This is a genomic window from uncultured Photobacterium sp., from assembly GCF_947502415.1.
Taxonomy (GTDB): Bacteria; Pseudomonadota; Gammaproteobacteria; order Enterobacterales; family Vibrionaceae; genus Photobacterium.
This window is the reverse complement of sequence record NZ_CANMZV010000003.1, coordinates 88,158-111,054: the sequence shown is the minus strand read 5'-3', so window position 1 is coordinate 111,054 and position 22,897 is coordinate 88,158. Positions and strand designations below refer to the sequence as shown.

The 22,897-nt window shown below is 46.7% G+C and carries 18 protein-coding genes and 1 pseudogene; 9 read left to right on the top strand and 10 right to left on the bottom strand.

From position 1 onward, the window contains the following. Window positions 1-263 precede the first annotated feature (263 nt). Window positions 264-1,646, top strand: a complete 1,383-nt coding sequence (cysS, locus tag Q0852_RS04685; protein WP_299014567.1) for a cysteine--tRNA ligase — start codon at window positions 264-266, stop codon at window positions 1,644-1,646. A gap of 280 nt (window positions 1,647-1,926) precedes the next feature. Continuing rightward, window positions 1,927-3,006 (top strand): glycerophosphodiester phosphodiesterase, encoded by a 1,080-nt coding sequence (gene glpQ / locus Q0852_RS04680; protein ID WP_299014565.1) that lies wholly within the window; start codon window positions 1,927-1,929, stop codon window positions 3,004-3,006. A 133-nt stretch (window positions 3,007-3,139) separates the two neighbouring features. Here glpQ and Q0852_RS04675 read toward each other — a convergent pair whose 3' ends face one another. Both Q0852_RS04675 and Q0852_RS04670 read right to left on the bottom strand, forming a co-directional pair. Next, on the bottom strand, window positions 3,140-3,958 hold the full coding sequence (locus tag Q0852_RS04675) for an ion transporter (protein ID WP_299014562.1): 819 nt from the start codon (window positions 3,956-3,958) through the stop codon (window positions 3,140-3,142). A gap of 117 nt (window positions 3,959-4,075) precedes the next feature. After that, window positions 4,076-4,714: a YchE family NAAT transporter gene (locus tag Q0852_RS04670; RefSeq protein ID WP_299014559.1), complete on the bottom strand. Its 639-nt coding sequence runs from the start codon at window positions 4,712-4,714 to the stop codon at window positions 4,076-4,078. Between the two features lie 722 nt (window positions 4,715-5,436). On the opposite strand from Q0852_RS04670, the gene adhE reads away from it, so the two are divergent. Further along, entirely contained in the window at window positions 5,437-8,148 is a 2,712-nt protein-coding gene (adhE, locus tag Q0852_RS04665; RefSeq protein WP_299014557.1) for a bifunctional acetaldehyde-CoA/alcohol dehydrogenase, read from the top strand. A gap of 117 nt (window positions 8,149-8,265) precedes the next feature. On the opposite strand, the gene Q0852_RS04660 is transcribed toward adhE, so the two are convergent. The 8 genes from Q0852_RS04660 to cmoA all read right to left on the bottom strand — a co-directional run bounded on the left by Q0852_RS04660 (window position 8,266) and on the right by cmoA (window position 15,542). Continuing rightward, the gene (locus Q0852_RS04660; RefSeq protein ID WP_299014554.1) at window positions 8,266-8,955 is read right to left on the bottom strand and encodes an SDR family oxidoreductase; all 690 of its coding nucleotides are present in this window, start codon (window positions 8,953-8,955) and stop codon (window positions 8,266-8,268) included. 322 nt (window positions 8,956-9,277) lie between these two features. Beyond that, window positions 9,278-9,787, bottom strand: coding sequence for a VC2046/SO_2500 family protein (locus Q0852_RS04655; RefSeq protein ID WP_299014551.1), 510 nt, complete (start codon window positions 9,785-9,787; stop codon window positions 9,278-9,280). Window positions 9,788-10,041: 254 nt separating this feature from the next. Continuing rightward, complete coding sequence (locus Q0852_RS04650) at window positions 10,042-10,332, bottom strand: hypothetical protein (protein WP_299014547.1); 291 nt, start codon at window positions 10,330-10,332, stop codon at window positions 10,042-10,044. Between the two features lie 129 nt (window positions 10,333-10,461). Further along, window positions 10,462-11,430 carry an alpha-L-glutamate ligase-like protein gene (locus Q0852_RS04645; protein ID WP_299014973.1) on the bottom strand — a complete coding sequence of 323 codons (969 nt, stop codon included), beginning with the start codon at window positions 11,428-11,430 and terminating at the stop codon, window positions 10,462-10,464. Window positions 11,431-11,439: 9 nt separating this feature from the next. Further along, window positions 11,440-12,945, bottom strand: a complete 1,506-nt coding sequence (locus Q0852_RS04640; RefSeq protein WP_299014544.1) for an inactive transglutaminase family protein — start codon at window positions 12,943-12,945, stop codon at window positions 11,440-11,442. A 7-nt stretch (window positions 12,946-12,952) separates the two neighbouring features. Next, window positions 12,953-13,732, bottom strand: coding sequence for an ATP-dependent zinc protease (locus tag Q0852_RS04635; protein ID WP_299014541.1), 780 nt, complete (start codon window positions 13,730-13,732; stop codon window positions 12,953-12,955). Window positions 13,733-13,822: 90 nt separating this feature from the next. Further along, the gene (gene cmoB, locus Q0852_RS04630; RefSeq protein ID WP_299014538.1) at window positions 13,823-14,797 is read right to left on the bottom strand and encodes a tRNA 5-methoxyuridine(34)/uridine 5-oxyacetic acid(34) synthase CmoB; all 975 of its coding nucleotides are present in this window, start codon (window positions 14,795-14,797) and stop codon (window positions 13,823-13,825) included. A 16-nt stretch (window positions 14,798-14,813) separates the two neighbouring features. Next, entirely contained in the window at window positions 14,814-15,542 is a 729-nt protein-coding gene (gene cmoA / locus Q0852_RS04625; RefSeq protein ID WP_299014536.1) for a carboxy-S-adenosyl-L-methionine synthase CmoA, read from the bottom strand. Between the two features lie 467 nt (window positions 15,543-16,009). Between cmoA and aspS the strand changes: the two genes are divergently transcribed. From aspS to ruvB, 6 genes and pseudogenes are all read left to right on the top strand, one after another. Next, complete coding sequence (gene aspS, locus Q0852_RS04620) at window positions 16,010-17,794, top strand: aspartate--tRNA ligase (protein ID WP_299014533.1); 1,785 nt, start codon at window positions 16,010-16,012, stop codon at window positions 17,792-17,794. Between the two features lie 173 nt (window positions 17,795-17,967). After that, on the top strand, window positions 17,968-18,714 hold the full coding sequence (locus Q0852_RS04615; RefSeq protein WP_299014530.1) for a YebC/PmpR family DNA-binding transcriptional regulator: 747 nt from the start codon (window positions 17,968-17,970) through the stop codon (window positions 18,712-18,714). A 22-nt stretch (window positions 18,715-18,736) separates the two neighbouring features. Further along, on the top strand, window positions 18,737-19,258 hold the full coding sequence (gene ruvC / locus Q0852_RS04610; protein ID WP_299014527.1) for a crossover junction endodeoxyribonuclease RuvC: 522 nt from the start codon (window positions 18,737-18,739) through the stop codon (window positions 19,256-19,258). Between the two features lie 154 nt (window positions 19,259-19,412). After that, window positions 19,413-20,856: pseudogene (locus Q0852_RS04605) on the top strand (methyl-accepting chemotaxis protein). A 101-nt stretch (window positions 20,857-20,957) separates the two neighbouring features. Further along, window positions 20,958-21,578: a Holliday junction branch migration protein RuvA gene (gene ruvA / locus Q0852_RS04600; protein ID WP_299014524.1), complete on the top strand. Its 621-nt coding sequence runs from the start codon at window positions 20,958-20,960 to the stop codon at window positions 21,576-21,578. A 13-nt stretch (window positions 21,579-21,591) separates the two neighbouring features. After that, window positions 21,592-22,605, top strand: a complete 1,014-nt coding sequence (gene ruvB, locus Q0852_RS04595; RefSeq protein ID WP_299014521.1) for a Holliday junction branch migration DNA helicase RuvB — start codon at window positions 21,592-21,594, stop codon at window positions 22,603-22,605. The last annotated feature ends 292 nt before the right edge of the window (window positions 22,606-22,897 follow it).

Sequence of the window (22,897 nt, the reverse complement as noted above, 5' to 3'; positions counted from 1 at the left end):
ATCGGCCGAAGATGGAATAAGAGTGTTATTTAGCCGATTTTGATACTAAATTACTCTGGTTCCGTTAGGTATAACTATAGGTGAATAGAGGGAGATGCGGGAATAGTATGCTTACCTGGCTTACTGTTTTGCCATGTCGCAGGAAATTCTTCCCTGAACCCGTATGAAACCAGCCAATTGATGCATTTTTCCTTGCCTTCAAAGGTTATAAGAGGTGTAATTACTCTCTTAAAGTAACCCCATAAAATGAGTAATTACGAGACATGTTAAAGATCTATAACTCACTCACAAGACAGAAAGAGGAATTCAAACCCATCCAGCCTGGTAAAGTAGGCATGTACGTCTGTGGGGTTACCATTTACGATTTATGTCACATTGGTCATGGCCGTACATTTGTGTCGTTCGATGTGGTTTCTCGTTACCTGCGTTATTCCGGTTATGATCTGACATTTGTTCGCAATATCACTGACATTGATGACAAGATTATCAAGCGTGCAGCAGATAATGGCGAAAGCTGTGATTCACTGACAGAGCGCCTGATTGGTGAGATGCATGCTGACTTTGATGCGTTAGGCATGAAGCGTCCGGACATTGAACCTCGCGCGACTGCTTTTATCGCCGAAATTATCGCGATGTGTGAGCGCCTGATTGAGCGAGGCTTTGCGTATGTTGCTGACAACGGCGATGTAATGTTTGAAGTTAGCAAGTTCGATGAATACGGTAAACTGTCGAAGCAGGATTTGGATCAGCTACAGGCTGGTGCCCGTGTTGATATCGAAACGGCGAAGCGTAGCCCGCTGGATTTCGTATTGTGGAAAATGTCTAAGCCTGGTGAGCCAACATGGGAATCTCCATGGGGCCCAGGCCGTCCAGGCTGGCACATCGAGTGTTCTGCAATGAACTCGGCAATCCTTGGTGATCATTTTGATATCCACGGTGGTGGTTCGGATCTTCAGTTCCCTCACCATGAAAACGAAATCGCTCAGTCTTGCTGTGCAACTGGCTCCCAGTACGTAAATACCTGGATGCACAGCGGTATGGTGATGGTTGATCGTGAGAAGATGTCTAAGTCTCTGGGTAACTTCTTCACTATTCGTGACGTATTAGGTTACTACGATGCTGAAACTGTTCGTTACTTCCTGATGTCTGGTCATTATCGTAGCCAGCTTAACTACAGCGAAGATAACCTGAAGCAAGCGCGATCTGCACTTGAGCGTCTGTATACATCATTGCGTGGTCTGGATACAGAAGCGAAAGCTGAGGGTGGCGAAGAGTTTGTTACTCGCTTTAAAGATTCGATGGACGATGACTTCAATACACCGGAAGCCTACTCTGTGCTGTTTGACATGGCACGCGAAATCAACCGTCTGAAGACTGATGATTTGGCGGCAGCGTCTGCACTGGGTGCGCGCATGCGTGAGCTTGCTGACATCCTTGGCCTGCTGTCCCAAGAGCCAGAAGCATTCCTACAGGGTGGTGCTGGTGAGAGCGATGATGTGGCTGAAATTGAAGCTCTGATTCAGCAGCGTTTGGATGCGCGTGCAGCTAAAGACTGGGCAGCAGCAGATGCGGCTCGTGACAAGCTGCTGTCGATGGACATTATTCTGGAAGATGGCCCGCAAGGTACAACCTGGCGTCGAAAATAAGACTTTCCAGTATTACCAAAAAACCGGAGCAAATGCTCCGGTTTTTTTATGCCTGCTAGTCGTGTGATGACGCTATTTTGCGTTGTGTTTTGGGTTGACGTTGAAAATGGATCGGTTGTCACTATTCGAAATAAAAATGTTCTATATCGAATGTGAACGATCACATTTAGAGTAATTAGTCGAAAACGATTGCTCGATAGTGATTATTATGCTTTTTGATGTATAACCAACGATGCCTTGCTCCCCAAACAGAAAGCATCGAATGTTAAGGATGATAATAATGAAAAAATTATGGCTTGCCGCTGCTATTGGCAGCACATTGCTAGCTTCTTCTGCATTTGCGCAATCAGCTCCCGATAACAGTAAAATTGTCGTTGCACACCGTGGTGCTTCTGCTTACCTGCCAGAACATACCCTACCTGCTAAGGCGATGGCTTACGCCATGAGACCTGACTTTATCGAGCAGGATGTGGTGATGACCAAAGACGATAAGTTGGTAGTTCTACATGATCATTATTTAGATCGTGTCACCAATGTGGCAGAGGTTTTCCCTGATCGTGCACGTAGCGATGGCCGCTATTATGCGATTGACTTTACGCTGGTCGAGATTAAGCAGCTAAGTGTAACTGAAGGATTCAACATCAAAGACGGCAAACAAGTTCAGGGATTCCCTGAGCGTTACCCTATGTGGAAATCTGATTTCAAAGTGCCGACTTTTGAAGAAGAAATTGAGATGATCCAAGGGCTGAATAAGTCACTGGGTTATGATATTGGTATCTACCCTGAAATCAAAGCGCCGTGGTTCCACCGGCATGAAGGAAAAGATATTAGTAAAGCAGTGCTTAAAGTTCTGAAAGATTACGGTTATACCGACAAGGCCAGTAATGTTTACTTGCAGACTTTTGACTTCAATGAACTAAAACGTATCCATGATCAACTGATGCCAGCAATGAAGATGGATGTGAAGCTGGTTCAGTTGATGGCTTACACCGACTGGAACGAAACCATGATCTACGACGGTAAAGGCCAGGCAAAACCTTATAGTTATGACTGGATGTTTGCCAAAGGTGGTATGGTTGAAGTGGCCAAGTATGCCGATGGTATTGGTCCTTGGAAACCAATGGTTGTTTCGGATAAATCGACTAAAGGCAATATTAAGCTGACTGGTTTGGTGAAAGCGGCTCACGAGCAAGGTATGCAGGTACACCCTTACACATTCCGTGCTGATACAGGTCGAATACCTGCTTATGCTAATGACTTTAATGACATGCTAGATATTTTCTATAACACTGCAGATGTCGATGGTGTCTTTACGGACTACCCGGATCGCGCGGTTAATTTCCTTCACAATAAGAAATAATTAGAACTTATTTGCTAAGAAAACGGCACCTTATTAGGTGCCGTTTTTGTTTGTCTCTAGCTTATAAATAATCAGGTTTATAACGAATCTGTTTTATAGAGAATGCAGGGAGATATAAAGCAGAAAGCTTGGTTTACAGATTTTCCGGTAACGCGGCCCCACATTTTCTGCAGTAACTGGCATCGGTTTCGTGACCGCTGGAAGAGCAGTTCGGGCAGCGGACCAGGTCTCGTTGTGTCTTCATTTCACGGCTTAGCTCTGCGGTAATAATGCCTGTGGGTACTGCCAGAATTGAATAGCCCAGCAACATGGTAAAGGCTGCCAGCGCTTTGCCGAGATCGGTTTGTGGAACGATATCGCCATAACCCACCGTCGTGATAGTGACGATTGCCCAGTAGATGCTGGCCGGGATACTGGTAAAGCCATTGTTCGGTCCTTCAATAACAAATAGCAGGGAGCCCAGAACTGTGACCAGAATGGCTACCGTGCTGAAAAATACCAGGATCTTGCCCTGAGCCATCAGCAGTGATCGTAACAGGATGTTGGAGTCTTTAAGAAACCTTGCCAGTTTCAAGATCCGGAAGATACGCATAACCCGTAGCAGTCGTACTATAAGTAGGTATTGGGTTCCCGGAAACAAGAAAGAGATATAGCTGGGCAAAACAGCAATAAGGTCGACTATCCCATAGAAGCTACGTGCATATGCCATGGGGCGGGGGGAGCAGTAAAGCCTGACAATGTATTCGACTGTGAAGAGCAGGGTAAACCCCCATTCCAGCATGAAGAACATACGGGAGTATTGAAGTTCGTAGCTCTTGATTGAAGAAATAATAAGGACCAGTTCGGAGCAAAGAATGGTGATGATCAGGGCGATATCAAAATACTGCCCGGCTTTGGTATCCGTTCCGAATATAACCTGATATAGCCGTTGTCGTGTTGATAGTGTGGCCATAACGTCCTGAATTAAATAATAGATAATTGGCGGATAGGATAATGGAGTAATTATAGTGATGCCAGTTGACGGATAACAAGCGTGTTATCCGTCAAAAATATGTGATGATGGGGTGAATCAGGCAAGGCCCGGGAACAGAACCCGTAGCCCGTTGGCAATAAATTCGATACCCAGAGCCCCTAGGATCAGGCCCATGATACGGGTGATAACGTTGATACCCGTTTGACCAAGAAAGCGCACAATGATTGGAGCTACTCTAAACAGCGTCCAACAGAATAGGGCAAAGGCAGCGATGGTCGCTGCAATTCCCAGAGTGCTATGCATGCCGGGATAGCGCGAGCCATAAACAATCGTTGAGCTGATTGCACCAGGACCTGCCATTAACGGCATTGCCAGAGGAACGACTCCAATTTGTTCTCGACTGATAGATTCAGACTTTTCTTGCTTGTTCTGTTTATCTTCACCCAGCTTACCGCTCATCATCGAAAAGGCGATGGTAAGAAGCAGTAAACCACCTGCGACACGGAAAGAATCCAGCGAAATACTGAACATATCCAGTAGGAACTGGCCAGCCAGTAGTGAGACCGTCAAAATGACCGCGACTGCAATCGCTGCGGTATAGGCGGTTTTGTTTCTTTCCTCTATCGGCATATGTCCGGTAAGGGAGACAAAGATTGGCATGATGCCGACAGGGTTGACAGCAGCTATTAAGCCGACAAAAAACTGTAAGAAAATGGCGAATTCAATTGGTTGCATTTCAGGATCATCTAAAAATGTGAACAACTAGAAGCAGGCTTCCTCCATGTATAACAAATAGTCGGGATAGTTCTGCTGGTGGGGTTCCTGCGCATCAATAGCAAAGACGCATGAGGGGAATACGGTTAGGGTAACTCCGGCAGATTTATATAACTACTTGTTAATCGCCGTTACTTTAAGCGAAACAAGATGAATGCACCAATTAAAAAATATTATCTCTGCTGATATTTCTAGTTATCCATTAAACATTTGTTATAGCCCTGTAAAGCTGAAGGGTTTTGAATTACGCTTTAGGAGAAAATACTGTGCTTCACAATATGCAACAAAACTGATTATGGTTGAAATTTTTTTCGTGATATCTATCACATTTGATGCTTAATGTGATCAAATGTGTAGGTTTATTACGTAAGATTTGTGGCGTTGGTTATACGGGAAATGGCTGTGCTGGGTTATTTTCAATCGGCCTGGTCACAGATTGTCCGTGCAATTTACTGTTTTTACATGTTTGAGATCTAAACTTGACAAAAATTACCTCTGAAGTGGTACAAGTGATCTAAATCAATTTTTTTCAGGCTGTGAAACAATATAATCAGTTTTGAAAGCAATTTACTAAGTGTGTGTGTTACTGGATTGTAAGAGTTGGACTGCTCAGTACCAGTAACCAGAAGGATTTAAGACGTATCCTTACTAAAAAGTTTTCAATATTAAGTTAGGAGTTAACTATGCCTGTAACAAATATGGCTGAACTAGATGCAATGATTGCTCGCGTTAAAGCGGCGCAGAAAGAATTTGCATCTTTCTCTCAGGAGCAAGTTGATAAAATCTTCCGTGCTGCATCACTAGCTGCGAACAATGCACGTATTCCTCTAGCTCAACAGGCTGTTGCTGAATCTGGTATGGGTATTGTTGAAGATAAGGTTATCAAAAACCACTTCGCTTCAGAATTTATCTACAACAAGTACAAAGACGAGCAAACTTGCGGCATCCTAGATGAGGATGACAACCTTGGTACTATGACTATCGCTGAGCCGGTAGGTATCATTTGCGGCATCGTTCCAACAACTAACCCAACATCTACAGCGATCTTCAAATCTCTTATCTCTCTAAAAACACGTAACGCGATTATCTTCTCGCCACACCCACGTGCTAAAAATTCAACGAATGATGCGGCTAAGTTAGTACTTGATGCGGCAATTGCTGCTGGTGCGCCTAAAGACATCATCGGTTGGATTGATCAGCCATCAGTTGAACTCTCTAACGCACTGATGAAGCATGATGACATCAACCTTATCCTTGCGACTGGTGGTCCAGGTATGGTTAAAGCGGCTTACTCTTCAGGTAAACCAGCTATCGGTGTTGGTGCAGGTAACGTTCCTGTTGTTATCGATGAAACTGCAGACGTTAAACGTGCAGTTGCGTCTGTTCTTATGTCTAAAACGTTCGATAACGGTGTAGTTTGTGCTTCTGAGCAGGCTGTAATCGTGATGGATGAAGTTTATGACGAAGTGAAAGAGCGTTTTGCTTCTCACAACGGTTATGTACTGACTAAATCAGAAGCTGAAAAAGTACGTAAAGTACTGCTTATCAACGGTGCACTAAACGCAGATATCGTTGGTCAGCCGGCAACTAAAATTGCTGAAATGGCAGGCGTTAAAGTACCTGCTGCTACTAAGATCCTTATTGGTGAAGGTGTTGAAGTTTGTGCTGAAGATGAATTCGCACATGAAAAACTATCTCCAACACTAGGTATGTTCCGTGCGTCTTCTTTCGAAAATGCGGTAGAACAAGCAGTTAAAATGGTTGAACTTGGTGGTATTGGTCACACTTCTGGTCTATACACAAATCAGGACGTTAACCAAGACCGTATCAAGTACTTCGGTGACAAACTGAAAACTGCACGTATTCTTGTAAACATCCCGACAACTCACGGTGGTATCGGTGACCTTTACAATTTTAACGTAGCGCCTTCTCTGACTCTTGGTTGTGGTTCATGGGGTGGTAATTCTATCTCTGAGAACGTTGGTCCTAAACACCTGATCAACAAGAAGACTGTAGCGAAGCGAGCTGAGAATATGTTGTGGCATAAACTACCTAAATCAATCTACTTCCGTCGTGGTAGCCTTCCAATCGCTCTTGGTGATCTAGAAGGTAAGAAACGTGCATTCCTAGTAACTGACCGTTTCCTATTCAACAACGGTTATGCTGATGATGTTGTTTCACTTCTGAAAGCACAAGGTATTGAAGTTCAAACATTCTTTGATGTTGAAGCTGACCCAACTCTATCTGTTGTAGAGAAAGGTGCTGAAGCAATGAAGAGCTTCCAGCCTGACGTAATCCTAGCTCTTGGTGGTGGTTCACCTATGGATGCAGCGAAGATTATGTGGGTTATGTATGAGCACCCAGAGACAGCATTCGAAGAACTAGCAATGCGCTTTATGGATATTCGTAAGCGTATCTACAAGTTCCCTAAGATGGGTCAGAAAGCTGAGCTGGTATGTATCACAACGACTTCTGGTACTGGTTCTGAAGTTACTCCATTCGCCGTTGTTACAGACGACACGACTGGTGCTAAATACCCACTTGCTGACTACGAGCTAACGCCACACATGGCCATTGTTGATGCGAACTTGGTTATGAATATGCCTAAGTCGCTGACAGCATTCGGTGGTTACGATGCAGTAACTCACGCACTGGAAGCTTACGTATCTGTTCTTGCGAATGAATACTCTGACGGTCAGGCACTTCAGGCTCTTAAGATGCTTAAAGAGTACCTACCATCAAGCTACGCGAATGGTGCTAATGACCCAATTGCTCGTGAGAAAGTACACAACGCAGCAACTATCGCCGGTGTAGCATTTGCTAACGCCTTCCTAGGTGTTTGTCACTCAATGGCTCACAAAATCGGTGCTGAGTTCCACCTACCACACGGTCTGGCGAACGCACTACTGATTTCTAACGTGGTACGTTACAACGCTAACGACAACCCAACTAAGCAGACTGCGTTCTCTCAGTACGACCGTCCGCAAGCACGTCGTCGTTACGCTGAAGTTGCTGACCACCTAGGTCTGTCACACGAAGGTGACCGCACAGCTCAGAAGATCGAGCGCCTACTTGCATGGCTTGACGAACTGAAAGTTGCCCTAGACATCCCAATGTCTATTCAGGCTGCAGGTGTTCTTGAAGCTGACTTCCTGGCGAAACTTGACGAGCTTTCTGTAGAAGCGTTCGATGACCAGTGTACTGGTGCGAACCCTCGCTACCCACTAATCAGCGAGCTGAAAGACGTATTGACTGCTGCTTACTACGGTAATGCATACGTTGAAGGTGAGACTTTCGAAGGCACTACCGTTATCAAGAAGAAAGCTGACCGGAAACCTGTAGAAAAGTCAGCTGAAGAAGCACCAAAAGCGAAAAAAGAAACAGCTAAAGCATAATCATTGTTATAGCTAGCGCGTACTTCTTTTGAAGTAAATTATTAAGCCCGCCATTTTGGCGGGCTTTTGTTTTTCTTGAGTTGATAACCTGAATTCGTTTCTTATTTTTCCCTGTTTTTATTCCACTTCCGCTTCAATCATCCTTCCATTAAAGGTGTCATTGGTAATAATGTATTCGGCACTTCGGACGATTTCGTAAAGAAGGGTCTGGCTAAAAACTGCGTGCGGTTCCTGAGTATCTTCATAATCAATAGCTAGTGGGACAACACCTCCAACCCGGATATTAAACTCTGCCAGCTCCTTGGCCCAGCTCTTGGTCAGGCCGGCTATCATGGCCTTTGCCCCGTTATTAATATATTGGTGGGGATTGGTTTGGTTCGCTGCAAGGTTAATGATCACACCTGGACGATTCTGTTCCCGCATATAGTTGGCGGCTTGCTTGCCAAAGATAAAAAAAGGCGTAGCCCCCTCTGCCATTGAACGGTAGAACTTATCGACAGATGCAGGGCTTAACAGTTTGGGGAGGTCGGAGCCAAGCCAGTAGTTGACCAGGACATCGATGTCGTTGTAGTGGCTGTGGATGTCTTGAATAATGGTAGATATGGTTGCTTCGTTTTGGCTCTCCAATAAAAAAGGATGAGTGATGCCGCCCGCTTTTTTGCAGGCTTGATGCGTATCTTGCAAGCGCTCCTTTTCGATATCGACCAAGGCCAGCTTTGCGCCCAGTGATGCGAAATGGAGTGAAATCGCTTTGCCTATAGGGCTGCCAGCGGCAGTGATAACTATGACAGAGTGGGCGATTTTCATGGCTATTTACATCTCCATCGTTGTACCGGAATGTGCATTGCACTATTAGTTGTTTCTGGGTATTTTCAAGAGTTACCGCTTAGCATATTAACTATAGTTTTAAGCCCTCAAGATGCTCACTTGGCTGAAAGCCGACTGACTTTACCATGACGAAGACCATTTAATACTGAGCCTAACGATTTGGATTAACTGTGAAAAAAAAGCCCAAATTATTTTAGGTGGCCATTAAATGTTAGTGAATTGTGAGCAGCATGCGGGCGGAGGATAGTAAAGCTATGATGGTGGTCACGAAATAACACAACAGTGTGATCAGCCAGCGATTTTAGGCTGTTTGGTACATTTCTGAAAAGCGCTTGGCCTGGATAAGTGATAGGTACAGGTTTTGAGGTGAGGCTTGAATTGGCGCATTTTTATCGGGCGGTAGCATACGGCGCTCGTGACCAGACAAGTTATGGTATAAATCTTCAGGCATGCCTTTTGTACCTTGCGGCGGAAAGGTCAGGGCTGTTGGTTGTAGCCCCTGGAGAAGGCGAGCGTCGGCAAGTCCACTGCTGTGAAAGGCGGCGGCCTGAGCTGCACCATTATCGTAGCAATGTTCTGTGGTTGTCAGCGGCTGGGGCTCGCTGAGTTCGAAATAGGCACGAAGCTCTGCTTCTGTCTTTCCCTGTTTTGGGGGAGCGTCGACGGGTGTGGTTTCCAGATGATCCGGAGACAGCATCGCAAGCATTAATGCAAAGTCAGCACGGCGACCACCTTCAACCGCATGGTTGAGGTTGTTACCTAGCTGCACTTCATTAATGAGTTGCGCTTTGTCTAAAGTATGGATTTGCATCTGGTAAAGGGATTTTGCTAATGATTTCCTTTTTATCGGTTTTATTTGTCAGAACTTTAGTAAATTTTTACCGTTTGGCAGTGAGTTGCTTGATTGCTGAGCACATTCTTCTTAATGCTTCGTTGAGAGTCTCACTGTTGCAGGCAAAATTTAACCGGACAAAATTGCTGTTGCCAAAATCGGCTCCGGGTGAAAGTCCGACGCCAGCTTGCTCAAAAAATTTGAACGGACTGGCAACAGGTAGTGCGGAGGCATCAATCCAGGCCCGGTAAGTAGACAATCCAGTCAGGCTTTATATCCCAGTTGTAACGAAGTTTCATTCGCTCAACCAGTAGTTCGGTTAATCGCGGTGGTGGTGAACCATATCCGAAAATACCGTGGTCGATGTGCTTGTGTAGTGCCTTGGTAATGGCATCCGGCACCCTGAAATCACTGTCTTCAACCCACATGGGAAGGATATCCTTGTCTTTGTATTTATCCCATTTGATGCTGTTGCTACGATCTATGTTTTGTTCAAATAGAGAATCGTTTTTTGGGAAAAGCATACTGGTTCCGTCCAGATTATTGTTCAGTTTGGTATAACAAAGTTTTGTGAGTGTGTATTAGCTTAGTGATAAGCGATTGAAATGTAAAAAGCCCTGATAGCAATATCAGGGCTTGATGGAGGGATGCAATTAGAAGCGAGATTTTGCGCCAAATTGATTAGCTGCGTAGGCGACCCTTTCAGCTGGCGTCGGGTGTTCGACGGAACTGCCGAGGTTTTCGATATGCCGCAATCGGGGAAGCAGGCCACTGCCGTTAGCGGTTTGGATCGCCAGGCCCGGTCGAGCATTGAGCTCAAGAACCATCGGCCCTTTATATTTGTCCAACACCATGTCGGTGCCCATATAGCCAAGGCCGGTCATTTCCCAGGCGCTGGATGCCAGGGTTAGCAGACGCTCCCAGTTTGGAACTGCTAGCTCTTTTAGTAATCGTCCGGTATCTGGATGGCGTTCAACGGGCTTGTCAAACTGAACGGCTCGGATCGCCTTTCCTGTGGCAATATCGATGCCGACACCGACGGCTCCCTGGTGGAGGTTGGCTTTACCGTCAGAAGCCGCAGTTGAGCATCGCATCATCGCCATAACAGGATAACCTCTGAATACGATAACCCTGACATCGGGCACCCCTTCATAGCTGAAACCGTCGAAGACATCATCAAACTGGATCAGGTCTTCTACCATGGCAACATCATTCTTACCGCCTAGTGAGAACAGTCCCGCCAGGGTATTGGTGATGTGGCGCTCGACATCCTGCTTGTTGATTTCTGCACCAGACGGCTTAGTGTAAACACCGTCCTTGTGCTTGGTGACGACTAGGATCCCTTTACCACCAGAGCCCTGGGCCGGTTTAATCACAAACGCTGGCCAGTCTTTAACCATATCATGGATGCGTCTGACGTAGACTTGGCTATCAATTACGCCTATCAGCTCCGGTACGGTTGCCCCTGCGCGCTGGGCAATTATCTTGGTTTTCAGTTTGTCGTCAACCAGTGGGTACAGGCTGCGGTCATTATAACGGCCGATGTAGCTGTGGTTACGCTGGTTCATTCCCATGATCCCGCGCTCGCGCAGCTTGAAGGGAGAAGTAAACTGCGAAAACAGTGACATTGTTTAGTCCTCCGCAAGCGGCTTGAAGCGACGAAGTTCACTCAAGCGGTAGCCGGTGTAGTTGCCTAGCATCAGGATCAGCGCCAGTACAATCAGCTGCATTCCAATGAAGTTAAAGGTCAGGTGGCGAACTAAATCGTTGGTCATTCCTAGGTAGACCAGTACCGCCGTCAGGAGTGATCCCCCGCCTTGGATAAGCACTTCTTTTGCGCCTTCTTCTTCCCAGAGGATTGACATACGTTCGATAGTCCATGACAGGATGATCATCGGGAAGAAGGTAATTGAAAGCCCTTCGACCAGTCCGATCTTAAAGGCAACGACAGTAAATACCGAAATGATCATGATAACGGTGATGATTACTGCGGAGATCCTGGCAACGAGTAGTAAGTTTAGCTTCGACAGGTAACCTCGTATTATCAGGCCAGTGCCCACGATCAGCAAGAAGCCCAGGATACCGGTTAGCAATTGGGTCTGGACGAAGGCGACGGCGATTAGTACCGGCATGAAAGTACCGGAAGTCTTAAGGCCGATAATGATCCTGAGGAAGACCACGATAAGTGCTCCGATCGGAACTAGCATGATGGTCTTAAACATTGCCTGCTCTTCGATTGGCAGGCTGTGGATTGAGAAGTTCAGCAGATCTTCTGCCTGGACTTTTTCTCGTGTGGCCTGCTGGGGGGTAATGTCCTGCGCAATGATTGAGAAGCTGATATTGGAATTACGACCGCCAATGACATCCAGTAGTGAGTGGCCCTGTTGGTTCCACAGTAGGATGTTATCGGGTTTGCCTTCTAGACCGGAATGAAGATCAAATAATTGCCATAGTTCGCCGTCCCAGACTTCGACCATTGGGTTGATACTCTGGCGACGTCGGCCATCTTCAAGCTGAAGGCCGCCGACGATACGTGCATGAATACCTTCCAGAGACAGCAGGTTGCTAATGGCTTTCTCGCGGCTCAAACTGTTGAGCAATAGCGAAGCATTCTGGTTATTTTTGTCGTTGAACTGCTTGATGAGCTCACGGGCCAGAGTGAGGTTATCAGAAGACAGGTTGCGCGCTTGGCTCAACAAAGCAGTGGCTGCGGTTTGCTGCGGGTTGTCCAGGCTGACTGACGGGGTGTCGCCTTTGGGCGGCGCCATGGTGTAGCTTGCCTGGTCGTCGACCAGCATTTGGGTTTTGTAGTAGAGGATCTGTTTGCCGGCTGCTTCTCGGATCGACCACTCGGCACGGCGGCCCTTATCGGTATCAATCAGCGCGACGCCGTAACCAGGCGAAGATGTGCTTTCGTTGATAAGGGTGAAACCTTGCTGGGTTTCCGGAGCGGCCATCGAAACTTTGACCGGATCGCCGATAGCATTAAATTCGATACGGGCTTCTAGTTCCCATAGCGCACGTTGTTCACCCGGCGTCCATGGCACACCGTAGACGTCATGACGGTACATGCTCAATGCAGCACCGGCAATAACGAGCAAGGTGATTAAAAAGTAAAATGGGATTCTTGACGTCATGGCATCCTCATAAATTAAATATTAGTTTTTGTATTTTTTGCTCATTCATTCCCTGAACGTATTTTTTGCCTACATCTACTAGTGCAATATCTTTAAAGAAATCACGACCTAACAATACTGGGTAGGTCATATGAGAGCGATCTGCAAGAGTAAATTGGGTTTTTTCGTGAAGTTGCCCGAGGTTAACCCATGCCTCGATGACCGGACGGCGTTCTGCCTGCTCGGTTGTTGATTGACGAATTTTCACCCAGCGAACTACAGGGGCTTCGACAATTTCAGTATCTTGGTCATTTTCGTCAGAAGCGTGGTCGAGGTTGAAGCGAACCCACTCCTTGCCGTCACGCTCGAAAACCTGGATATCAACGGCATTCAGGGAAGACGTTGTTGCCCCTGTATCGATTCTGGCTTTGTAAAACGACTGTATTGAGTCTAGCCAAATCCATTCTTCTTCTCCCAAAATCACTTTGCCGTGAGCAATTTTTGTGTCAATAACAGGTTCGATAATAGGAGCCGGAGCGGCTTTATCTTCAGGTTGCGGCTCAGGTGTTACGTTTTGTTGCTCCGCTTGCAGTGCCAGCTCTTTGGAAATGGTTGATAATTCTTTTTCCAGATTAGCAATATATGCATTTTGCTGATCAATTTGTTGAATCACTGTCGCAAGCTGAAAATTGACTCGTTCTTCCATCGTGTTGATGGCGTTCATTGTTTGTTGGTGGTTAGCAGACTGTGTGATGGTACAGCCGGAAAGCATAGCAAAAGCGAAAAATGGCACACTGCGGCGAAGCATTATGTCTCCTGGGAGTATTTCTTATTTTTTCTATATAGGGCGATAGTTTAGCGTACAAAAAGGGATGCGAATAGCATCCCTTGTCAAGACTTAGTCAGGATTTGTGGCCACCAGTATGGCTCTTTTCGGAGCCGGATAACCTTCAATTGTTCGGGTTGGGTCTTCCGGGTCCAAATATTCAGGCAGTGAATTGTTGGTCATCCAGTCGGTAGAGCGTTGCTCATCCGTTGTTGTGATACATTCATCAACAATGCGGACATCGACAAAACCACATTTTTCCATCCAGACTTTCAGTGCCTTGGCAGACGGGAAGAAATACACGTTGTGCATCTGTGCATAGCGGTGGGTTGGTACTAGTACATCGTTCTCGTCACCGTCGATCACCAAGGTTTCGAGGATCACTTCACCACCTTTGCGCAGCTGGTTTTTCAGCTGGATGATGTGATCCAGCGGCGAGCGGCGGTGGTAAAGTACACCCATGCTGAATACGGTGTCGAATGCCTTTAGCTCAGGTAGCTGCTCGATTCCCAGCGGTAGCAGGAAAGCACGATTGTCTTGCCCCATCAGGCGTTTAATGGCTTCAAACTGGATAAGGAACAGGTTAGACGGGTCGATACCCACGGTCAGTTCAGCGCCTTCCCCCAGCATACGCCACATGTGATAGCCGTTGCCGCAACCAACATCAAGTACCGAGCGGTCCTTTAGTGGAGAAATATGCGGTAGGACGCGATCCCATTTCCAGTCCGAGCGCCATTCTGTATCGATGTGGATATCATGGATGTTGTAAGGGCCTTTACGCCAAGGATGTAGCAAGCGCAGCAGGCTTTCCAGGCGTTTTTGTTCGCCGTTGGCAATACCGTCTTCGTAGCGGACGCTGACTTCGTTCTTGATATCGATAATATCAGGCTTGTCTGTTGGGAACTTCTGTAGCGCGCGGATCCAGCGGCCCATGTCGCCATGCTCGGCTGTTTCCCAGTCGCTTAGCTGCTTTGGCAGTGTATTAAGCCACGGGCGCAGGGTTTCGTGTTGGGCTATAAGCTGATAGAACTCAGAAAAACTAAACATAGTGGAGCGGTATACCTTATTTAATCGCGAACATTGAGCCGAAGTTGAAGCACTGGAACCAGACTTCGGAACTGCTAAAGCCGATATTGGCAAAGCGTTGCTTATGGGTGTCGATGCTGTCCGGACGCATGACGTTTTCGATCGCGCTGCGCTTCTGGCTGATTTCCAGCTCGCTGTAGCCATTAGCACGTTTGAAATCATGGTGAAGATCGATGAGCAGCTCATGGGAGCACTCATCATCAAAAATGTATTTTTCAGACAGGATCAGGATGCCGCCTGGGCGCAGGCCTGCGTGGATCTTTTCCAGCAGGATCTGGCGATCTTCCGGGGCCAGAAATTGCAGGGTGAAGTTCAATACCACGACCGATGCGTCCTGGATTTCAATATTTCGGATATCAGCTTCGATAACCTGTACCGGGGTGTCCGAACGGTAAGCATCAATATGTAGACGGCAGCGCTCAACCATAGCTGCTGAATTGTCAACGGCAATGATTTCACAGCCTTCCTGTCGGATATGGCGGCGCATTGATAAGGTTGCGGCACCTAGTGAGCAGCCAAGGTCGTAGATTTTTGAGTGTGGTTTGGCAAAGCGCTCAGCCAGCATACCAATGGCAGATATGATGTTGCTGTAGCCCGGTACTGAGCGTTGGATCATATCCGGAAAAACTTCAGCTACACGTTCATCAAAAGTGAAATCACCGAGTTTTTCGATTGGCGCAGCAAAAATATTGTCGTGGCCTGCCATTCTCACGAACCTCTTAAAAACGTTAAAGAACCAGATCCTTTCTAAGATACAAAGTGTGTTCCATCACCCTTTGAAAGGTCGCGTATTGTAGAGAAAATGCGGCCGCTTGTCTTTAGTGATTTATGAATAGTTAAATTGTTACAGGCTACGATAAGCCTGTTTGTTTGCTGGAAGGTAATTGATGGGACATTAACCCAATTGCTTGTGATTTCTCTCTTGTGTTGAGTTTGTTTGGGATTAGTCAAAAGAATCGGGGATTTTTGCTTGATTTCGGGATGTGACTTTTCCTACATTAACGTTTTTGTTTTATAATACCTCGTTATTTTTGCCTCTCGGCCAGTGCCACCCCTTTATATCGGATAAAGATTGAGCAATTCCGGCCGGGGTTGATTAAGCCTGTGCATGATAAGGGATTAGCAAGCCTAATTCGCTCACAGGAAAGTAAGTAAACAGATCGGGAATTTCATATGCGCACCCAATATTGTGGTCACCTGAACAAGTCCCTAGCAGGACAAACAGTAGAGTTATGCGGCTGGGTTAATCGTCGCCGTGATTTAGGCGGTCTTATCTTCATCGATATGCGAGATCGTGAAGGTATTGTTCAGGTAGTTGTCGACCCGGATATGAAAGACGTATTCGAAGTGGCTAACCAACTGCGCAACGAGTTCTGCATTCGCTTGACCGGTGAAGTACGCGTACGTCCGGAAAGCCAGGTAAACAAAGATATGGCAACTGGTGAAGTTGAGATTTTGGCAACAGGCCTTGAAATCATCAACCGCTCAGATGTACTGCCACTAGACTTCAACCAGAAGAACACTGAAGAGCAGCGTCTAAAGTACCGTTACCTAGACCTGCGTCGTCCTGAAATGAGCGACCGTATCAAGCTGCGCGCAAAAGCATCTAGTTTTGTTCGTCGTTTCCTTGACGATAACGCATTCCTGGATATTGAAACACCGGTACTGACTAAAGCGACACCTGAAGGTGCACGTGACTACTTGGTACCAAGCCGTGTTCATAAAGGCAGCTTCTATGCTCTGCCTCAGTCACCGCAGCTATTTAAGCAGCTGCTGATGATGTCTGGTTTTGACCGTTACTACCAGATCGTTAAGTGTTTCCGTGATGAAGACCTTCGTGCTGACCGTCAGCCAGAATTCACCCAGATCGATATCGAAACATCATTCATGAGCGCAGAGCAAGTGCGTGACGTGACTGAGCGTATGATCACCGAAATGTGGAAAGAGCTGCTAAACGTTGATCTTGGTACCTTCCCAATTATGCCGTTCGAAGAAGCAATGCGTCGCTTCGGTTCTGATAAGCCAGATCTGCGTAACCCGCTTGAGTTGGTTGATGTAGCGGACCTTGTTAAAGATGTTGATTTCAAAGTGTTCTCTGGCCCGGCTAACGATGATAAAGGCCGCGTTGCAGTGATCCGTGTACCGGGTGGTGCGACACTATCTCGTAAGCAAATTGACGAGTACGGCAAGTTTGTTGGTATCTACGGTGCGAAAGGCCTGGCATGGATGAAAGTGAACGATCGCGAAGCGGGCTTCGAGGGCGTTCAGTCTCCAGTCGCTAAGTTCCTGAATGAGGAAGTCGTTGCCGGTATCCTAGATCGTACACAGGCTGAAACGGGTGATATCATTCTGTTCGGTGCAGACAAGAAGCGTATTGTTGAAGAAGCAATGGGCGCGCTACGTCTGAAGATTGGTACTGATCTTGAGCTGACAGACAAAAAAGCATGGGCACCACTATGGGTTGTTGACTTCCCAATGTTCGAAGAAGACGACGAAGGTAACCTGCATGCAATGCACCACCCATTCACGTCACCGCTAGGTGTAACGCCTGAAGAGCTAGCTGCAAACCCTGCGGCTGCAAATTCGAATGCGTACGATATGGTAATTAACGGCTACGAAGTGGGCGGTGGTTCTGTACGTATCCACAACGCAGACATGCAGGCGACAGTATTTGATATTCTGGGTATCAATGCAGATGAGCAAAAACTGAAGTTTGGTTTCCTATTGAATGCACTGAAGTTCGGTACGCCACCTCATGCGGGTCTGGCATTTGGTCTTGATCGTTTGGTAATGCTGCTTTGTGGTACGGAAAACATCCGTGATGTAATCGCATTCCCTAAAACAACAGCGGCGGCATGTCTATTGACTGATGCACCGAGTGTGGCAAACCCTGCGGCGCTTGATGAATTGGCAATTGCTGTGAAGCTAGCTAAAAAAGATACAGCAGACCAAGAATAATCAGACGGGTCTGTAATTGGCCGACCCTTGCGTAATGTAAGAGGTCGGCTTGTTTTTATTATTTTGTAGAACTCATAGCCCTTTGGGCTAATACCAAGCGTCATAGTCATTTATCTGAAAAGTGCTCAGAGCGGGTGGTTATGCTACTTGGTATCCAATAATTGGAGCATGTAATGGCTGGTCACAGTAAATTTGCCAACATCAAACACCGTAAAGCCGCGCAGGACGCAAAGCGCGGTAAGATTTTTACTAAGCTAATTCGTGAGATCGTTGTCGCTGCTAAAGAGGGCGGCGCAGAACCTGAAAACAACCCACGTCTTCGTGCTGCGGTTGATAAGGCGCTGTCTAACAACATGACACGCGACACCATTAACCGTGCTGTTAAGCGTGGTGCTGGTGGTGAAGGTGACGAAGGCCTGGAAACCGTTATTTATGAAGGTTACGGTCCTGCGGGTACAGCTGTTATGGTTGAATGCATGACTGATAACCGTAACCGTACTGTTTCAGGTGTACGTCACGCTTTCTCTAAAGCGGGTGGCAACCTGGGTACTGACGGGAGCGTTAACTACTTGTTCGACAAGAAGGGTGTGATTTCATACGCAGCTGGTTTGGACGAAGATGCTGTGATGGAAGCGGCGCTGGAAGGCGGTGCTGATGACGTTGAAACTAATGATGACGGTTCTATTGACGTTTACACTACACCTGCAGAATTTGGTGCAGTAAAAGATGCGATGGATGCGGCTGGTTTTGAAGCGGCTAATGCCGAAGTGACTTTGGTTCCTTCAACCAAAGCGGATCTGGATGAAACAACAGCACCGAAACTAATGCGTCTGATTGATGCACTTGAAGATCTTGATGATGTTCAGGAAGTTTACCATAACGGTGACATGTCAGACGAAGTTGCTGCAACGCTTGAATAAGCCTGCGTAGTTGTAGTTTTCGATGTCAATTATCTTAGGGATCGACCCAGGTTCACGGATTACCGGATATGGTGTAATTCGGCAAGTGGGTCGAAACCTTGAATACCTCGGCAGCGGGTGCATTCGTACCTCTGTCGAGGATATCCCCGGCCGGCTGAAGCAAATTTATGCCGGTGTCTCAGAAGTTATCACTCAGTTCCAACCTGATTTTTTTGCTATCGAAGAAGTATTCATGGGCAAGAACGCAAGCTCAGCCCTGAAACTGGGTCAGGCTCGTGGCAGCGCCATTGTTGCGGCGGTGAATGCCGGATTGCCGGTTAGTGAATACGCAGCCCGTTTGATAAAGCAAGCTGTTGTCGGAACCGGTGGTGCAGATAAAGCTCAGGTGCAGCATATGGTCTGTTCAGTATTGAAATTGCCAGGAAAACCCCAGGCGGATGCTGCTGATGCTTTGGCTGTAGCAATTTGTCATGCCCACACACATAAGACTCTGATTGCTATGGCTGGTCAGGCCAGAGGAGCAAGGCGTGGGCGCTATCGCTAGTTCCGATGTGTATTATTATGCGTTATATCAATAGCTTTTGGTTGTTGTGCTAACTTGATCAAAAAAGCAGCCATTGGCTGCTTTTTCTTTTTTATCAAGTTGTTATGTGACTTATGTTAATCGATGGTCATATTAATAATAAGGAACGTAAGCAATGACCCCATTGGCGATTTGGCGAACTTTGTTCATGTCACCTTCGCATAGCTGGCAAGGTGAACAGTCTCGCTATGTCGAAACCCTTCTTTTCTTTATTCTGTTATCTTTTTTTGTTGGCTGCTATAGCTTAATCAAATGGCTTAACCATGATCACTCACTGCTGGTGAAGACATCACTGCTGTTGATCGGGTGCGAAATCATTGCCGGAGTTGTTTTACGTGTGCTTCGCTCACCTGATTTGGCATTGAATATCGGCTTTTTCGGTATGGTGGTTCATGCCATTGATATTGTTTACCAGAGTGGCGGTATCGTGCTTTCAACTCAGGCATTCTGGATCCCATTGTTGATTATCGCTTTCTTCTTGGCGGCTAAGCCATTGATGGCGTCCATCTGGAGTATGCTGGTGGTGATGGTATCGGCGTGGATGGTCAGTAGGCACTTATCAGGCCAAGAGTTCCCGCATCTTGAATTAACAGACTCGACTGCCGCTGTTGATATTTGGTCGGGGATGATTTTACCTTTGGTCGTTATTGGTATTGCCCAGGCTTATACCGTGAAGCAGCACTACGCTGCGATTCAGGCTTCAGAGCAGGCTCTGCAATCGGGTCAGCAAATTGCTGATCAAGCCCTGCAGGGGAAGCAGCAGTTATCTGTTGTGTTGGAGCAGGCGAGTGATAATGCTAACCAGTTAGGGCAGGTTGCTGCGCAGTTGGAACAACAATCGACGAGTTTGCACCAGCAGGTGAATGACCTGAATTTAAACTGTGAATCACAAGCCAGCGCGGCAGAAGAAATGAGTCAGCAGTTGGTTCCGATGACCGAAGGAATAGATGAATCAGACCGCTTTGTTACCGAGCTGAAAGTACGAAGCGAGACGATTCGTAGTCAAGCAGAAAAAAGTTCGGATTCATTAAATGCGTCAATTGAAGCTATAGCTCAAATCCTTAGTAGTAATGCTGAAATTATGTCGGTTGCGGATCTGATCACTTGAGTAGTAGAGCAAACTAACCTTCTGGCGCTCAATGCTGCGATTGAAGCTGCACGAGCTGGTGATCAAGGGCGCGGTTTTGCTGTTGTGGCTGATCAGGTACGTGAGTTGTCAGCAAAAAGTAATGACTCGGCAGTGGAAATTCGTGCGTTGCTAGAGAAAACTCGTCAGGAAGTTCAGTATGACCAGGCTGTTATTGAGACGACAGCAACGGAGTTGAGCGGCATTATTGAGCAAGTTGGTAGCATATCCGGTGATGTGAATAGGCTCGCTGGCATTATGGGGCATCAGGTTCATGCGCTTAAAGAGCTTAATTCCGCCAGTAGCGAAGTGGCGAACAACCAATCAAGTTTCGGATTCAGTTGCGACTCAAGGGGCGCAGTTGGCAGAGCAGGTTGAAACCTTCAAAGGGCTGGCTGACAGCCTTAATGCCGTTGTTTTCTCCAGAGGCTAACGCCCTTATCCCCGTCGATATTTAATAAAAAAGAGCTGGATATATATCCAGCTCTTTACTATCCTAAAGCCCATTTTGTGAATCAATGAAGAGATGTTGCTGTGATTGGCCGACTACGTGGAACCATTTTGGAAAAACAACCGCCTGAAGTATTGATTGAGGCAGGTGGCATTGGCTATGAAGTTCAAATGCCGATGAGTTGTTTTTATGAACTGCCGGAAGTCGGACAGGAAGCGATTATCTCTACGCATTTTATTGTTCGTGAAGACGCTCAGTTGCTGTACGGATTCAACAAAAAAAGTGAACGAGAACTGTTTCGTGAAGTAATAAAAGCCAATGGTGTTGGTCCTAAACTTGGACTGGCGATTTTGTCTGCGATGACGGCAAGTCAGTTTGTCCTGAGTGTCGAAAATGAAGATATCACTACCTTGGTGAAGATCCCGGGTGTGGGTAAGAAAACGGCAGAGCGATTAGTTGTTGAAATGAAAGATCGCCTGAAAGGCTGGGGTGAAGGAGATCTGTTTACTCCGGCTCAGGATTCGGCTGCTTCCAATGCTCTTGTTGAAGAACAAAGCGCAGCCCGAGCAGAAGATGAAGCTGTCAGTGCCTTGATTGCGCTTGGCTATAAACCGCAGCAGGCTTCAAAAGTCGTTTCTCAGGTTGCTCAGCCGGAAATGACCAGTGAAGCGATTATTCGTGATGCCCTCCGTTCCATGGTTTAAGGTGTAGAGACCCATGATTGAAGCCGATCGACTGGTAGCCAGTGATTTTCCGACAAGCCGCGAAGAGGACATCATTGATCGCGCGATCCGTCCTAAGTTGCTGGAAGATTACCAAGGTCAGGATCACGTCCGTGACCAGATGGAAATCTTTATCAAGGCAGCTAAGCTTCGAGATGAGGCCTTGGATCACTTGCTGATTTTCGGCCCTCCAGGCTTGGGTAAAACAACCTTAGCTAATATTGTTGCCAATGAAATGGGGGTAAGTATTCGTACCACCTCTGGCCCCGTACTGGAAAAGGCGGGAGATTTGGCAGCATTGCTGACTAATTTGGAAGAGAACGACGTTCTGTTCATTGATGAAATCCACCGTCTAAGTCCGCAGGTGGAAGAAGTCCTGTATCCGGCAATGGAAGACTATCAGCTGGATATTATGATCGGTGAAGGGCCTGCAGCTCGCTCAATTAAGATTGATTTGCCACCGTTTACTCTGATCGGTGCAACCACTCGAGCCGGTTCCCTGACTTCACCATTGCGTGACCGTTTTGGTATTACCCAGCGTCTGGAGTATTACAAAGTTGATGATCTGAAGGATATCGTTAGGCGCAGTTCTAACTGTCTGGGATTGTCGATGGAAGAGGCGGGGGCAATGGAAGTAGCTATGCGTGCTCGTGGTACACCGCGAATTGCTAACCGACTGCTTCGTCGAGTTCGGGATTATGCGGAAGTTAAAGGTAATGGCCATATCTGCCCGGATGTTGCTGCTAAAGCTTTGGATATGCTGGATGTAGATAGTAGCGGCTTTGATTATATGGACCGTAAGCTGCTGATGGCGATTATCGAGAAGTTTATGGGCGGGCCGGTCGGGTTGGATAACCTTGCCGCGGCAATTGGTGAAGAGAAAGATACTATTGAAGATGTGCTTGAGCCTTACTTGATTCAGCAGGGTTTTTTGCAACGCACACCGAGAGGCCGAATTGCGACTCATCGCGCATATTTGCATTTTGGCTTGGATTTACCAGAATCGTAATACAAAAAGAAAGTAACAAAAAACGAGGCAATGAGCCTCGTTTTTTTGTTTTTGCTATTCCCAGAGCACACTAATCAGTTTAACTCTTCCTGTTCCGTTCACATAACATTGACATTGGCATAGTTGATTAAGACTTGAACCAAGCTCAAATCATTATATCCCGGCGATTAGTGGGGCATTTTTGACCATTGTTTAAAGATTGTTCTTGTACAACTCAGTGAAGCTTGGTTGATAAAGAGCAATAATTTTTTCAATAAAACGAGCCATAACTACTTCCTCAATCATAATACGT

Excerpts from the sequence above, each read along its gene's own strand:
- cysS (WP_299014567.1), top strand. The coding sequence starts at position 264 with ATGTTAAAGATCTATAACTCACTCACAAGACAGAAAGAGGAATTCAAA.
- glpQ (WP_299014565.1), top strand. The coding sequence starts at position 1,927 with ATGAAAAAATTATGGCTTGCCGCTGCTATTGGCAGCACATTGCTAGCT.
- Q0852_RS04675 (WP_299014562.1), bottom strand. The coding sequence starts at position 3,958 with ATGGCCACACTATCAACACGACAACGGCTATATCAGGTTATATTCGGA.
- Q0852_RS04670 (WP_299014559.1), bottom strand. The coding sequence starts at position 4,714 with ATGCAACCAATTGAATTCGCCATTTTCTTACAGTTTTTTGTCGGCTTA.
- adhE (WP_299014557.1), top strand. The coding sequence starts at position 5,437 with ATGCCTGTAACAAATATGGCTGAACTAGATGCAATGATTGCTCGCGTT.
- Q0852_RS04660 (WP_299014554.1), bottom strand. The coding sequence starts at position 8,955 with ATGAAAATCGCCCACTCTGTCATAGTTATCACTGCCGCTGGCAGCCCT.
- Q0852_RS04655 (WP_299014551.1), bottom strand. The coding sequence starts at position 9,787 with ATGCAAATCCATACTTTAGACAAAGCGCAACTCATTAATGAAGTGCAG.
- Q0852_RS04650 (WP_299014547.1), bottom strand. The coding sequence starts at position 10,332 with ATGCTTTTCCCAAAAAACGATTCTCTATTTGAACAAAACATAGATCGT.
- Q0852_RS04640 (WP_299014544.1), bottom strand. The coding sequence starts at position 12,945 with ATGACGTCAAGAATCCCATTTTACTTTTTAATCACCTTGCTCGTTATT.
- Q0852_RS04635 (WP_299014541.1), bottom strand. The coding sequence starts at position 13,732 with ATGCTTCGCCGCAGTGTGCCATTTTTCGCTTTTGCTATGCTTTCCGGC.
- cmoB (WP_299014538.1), bottom strand. The coding sequence starts at position 14,797 with ATGTTTAGTTTTTCTGAGTTCTATCAGCTTATAGCCCAACACGAAACC.
- cmoA (WP_299014536.1), bottom strand. The coding sequence starts at position 15,542 with ATGGCAGGCCACGACAATATTTTTGCTGCGCCAATCGAAAAACTCGGT.
- aspS (WP_299014533.1), top strand. The coding sequence starts at position 16,010 with ATGCGCACCCAATATTGTGGTCACCTGAACAAGTCCCTAGCAGGACAA.
- Q0852_RS04615 (WP_299014530.1), top strand. The coding sequence starts at position 17,968 with ATGGCTGGTCACAGTAAATTTGCCAACATCAAACACCGTAAAGCCGCG.
- ruvC (WP_299014527.1), top strand. The coding sequence starts at position 18,737 with ATGTCAATTATCTTAGGGATCGACCCAGGTTCACGGATTACCGGATAT.
- ruvB (WP_299014521.1), top strand. The coding sequence starts at position 21,592 with ATGATTGAAGCCGATCGACTGGTAGCCAGTGATTTTCCGACAAGCCGC.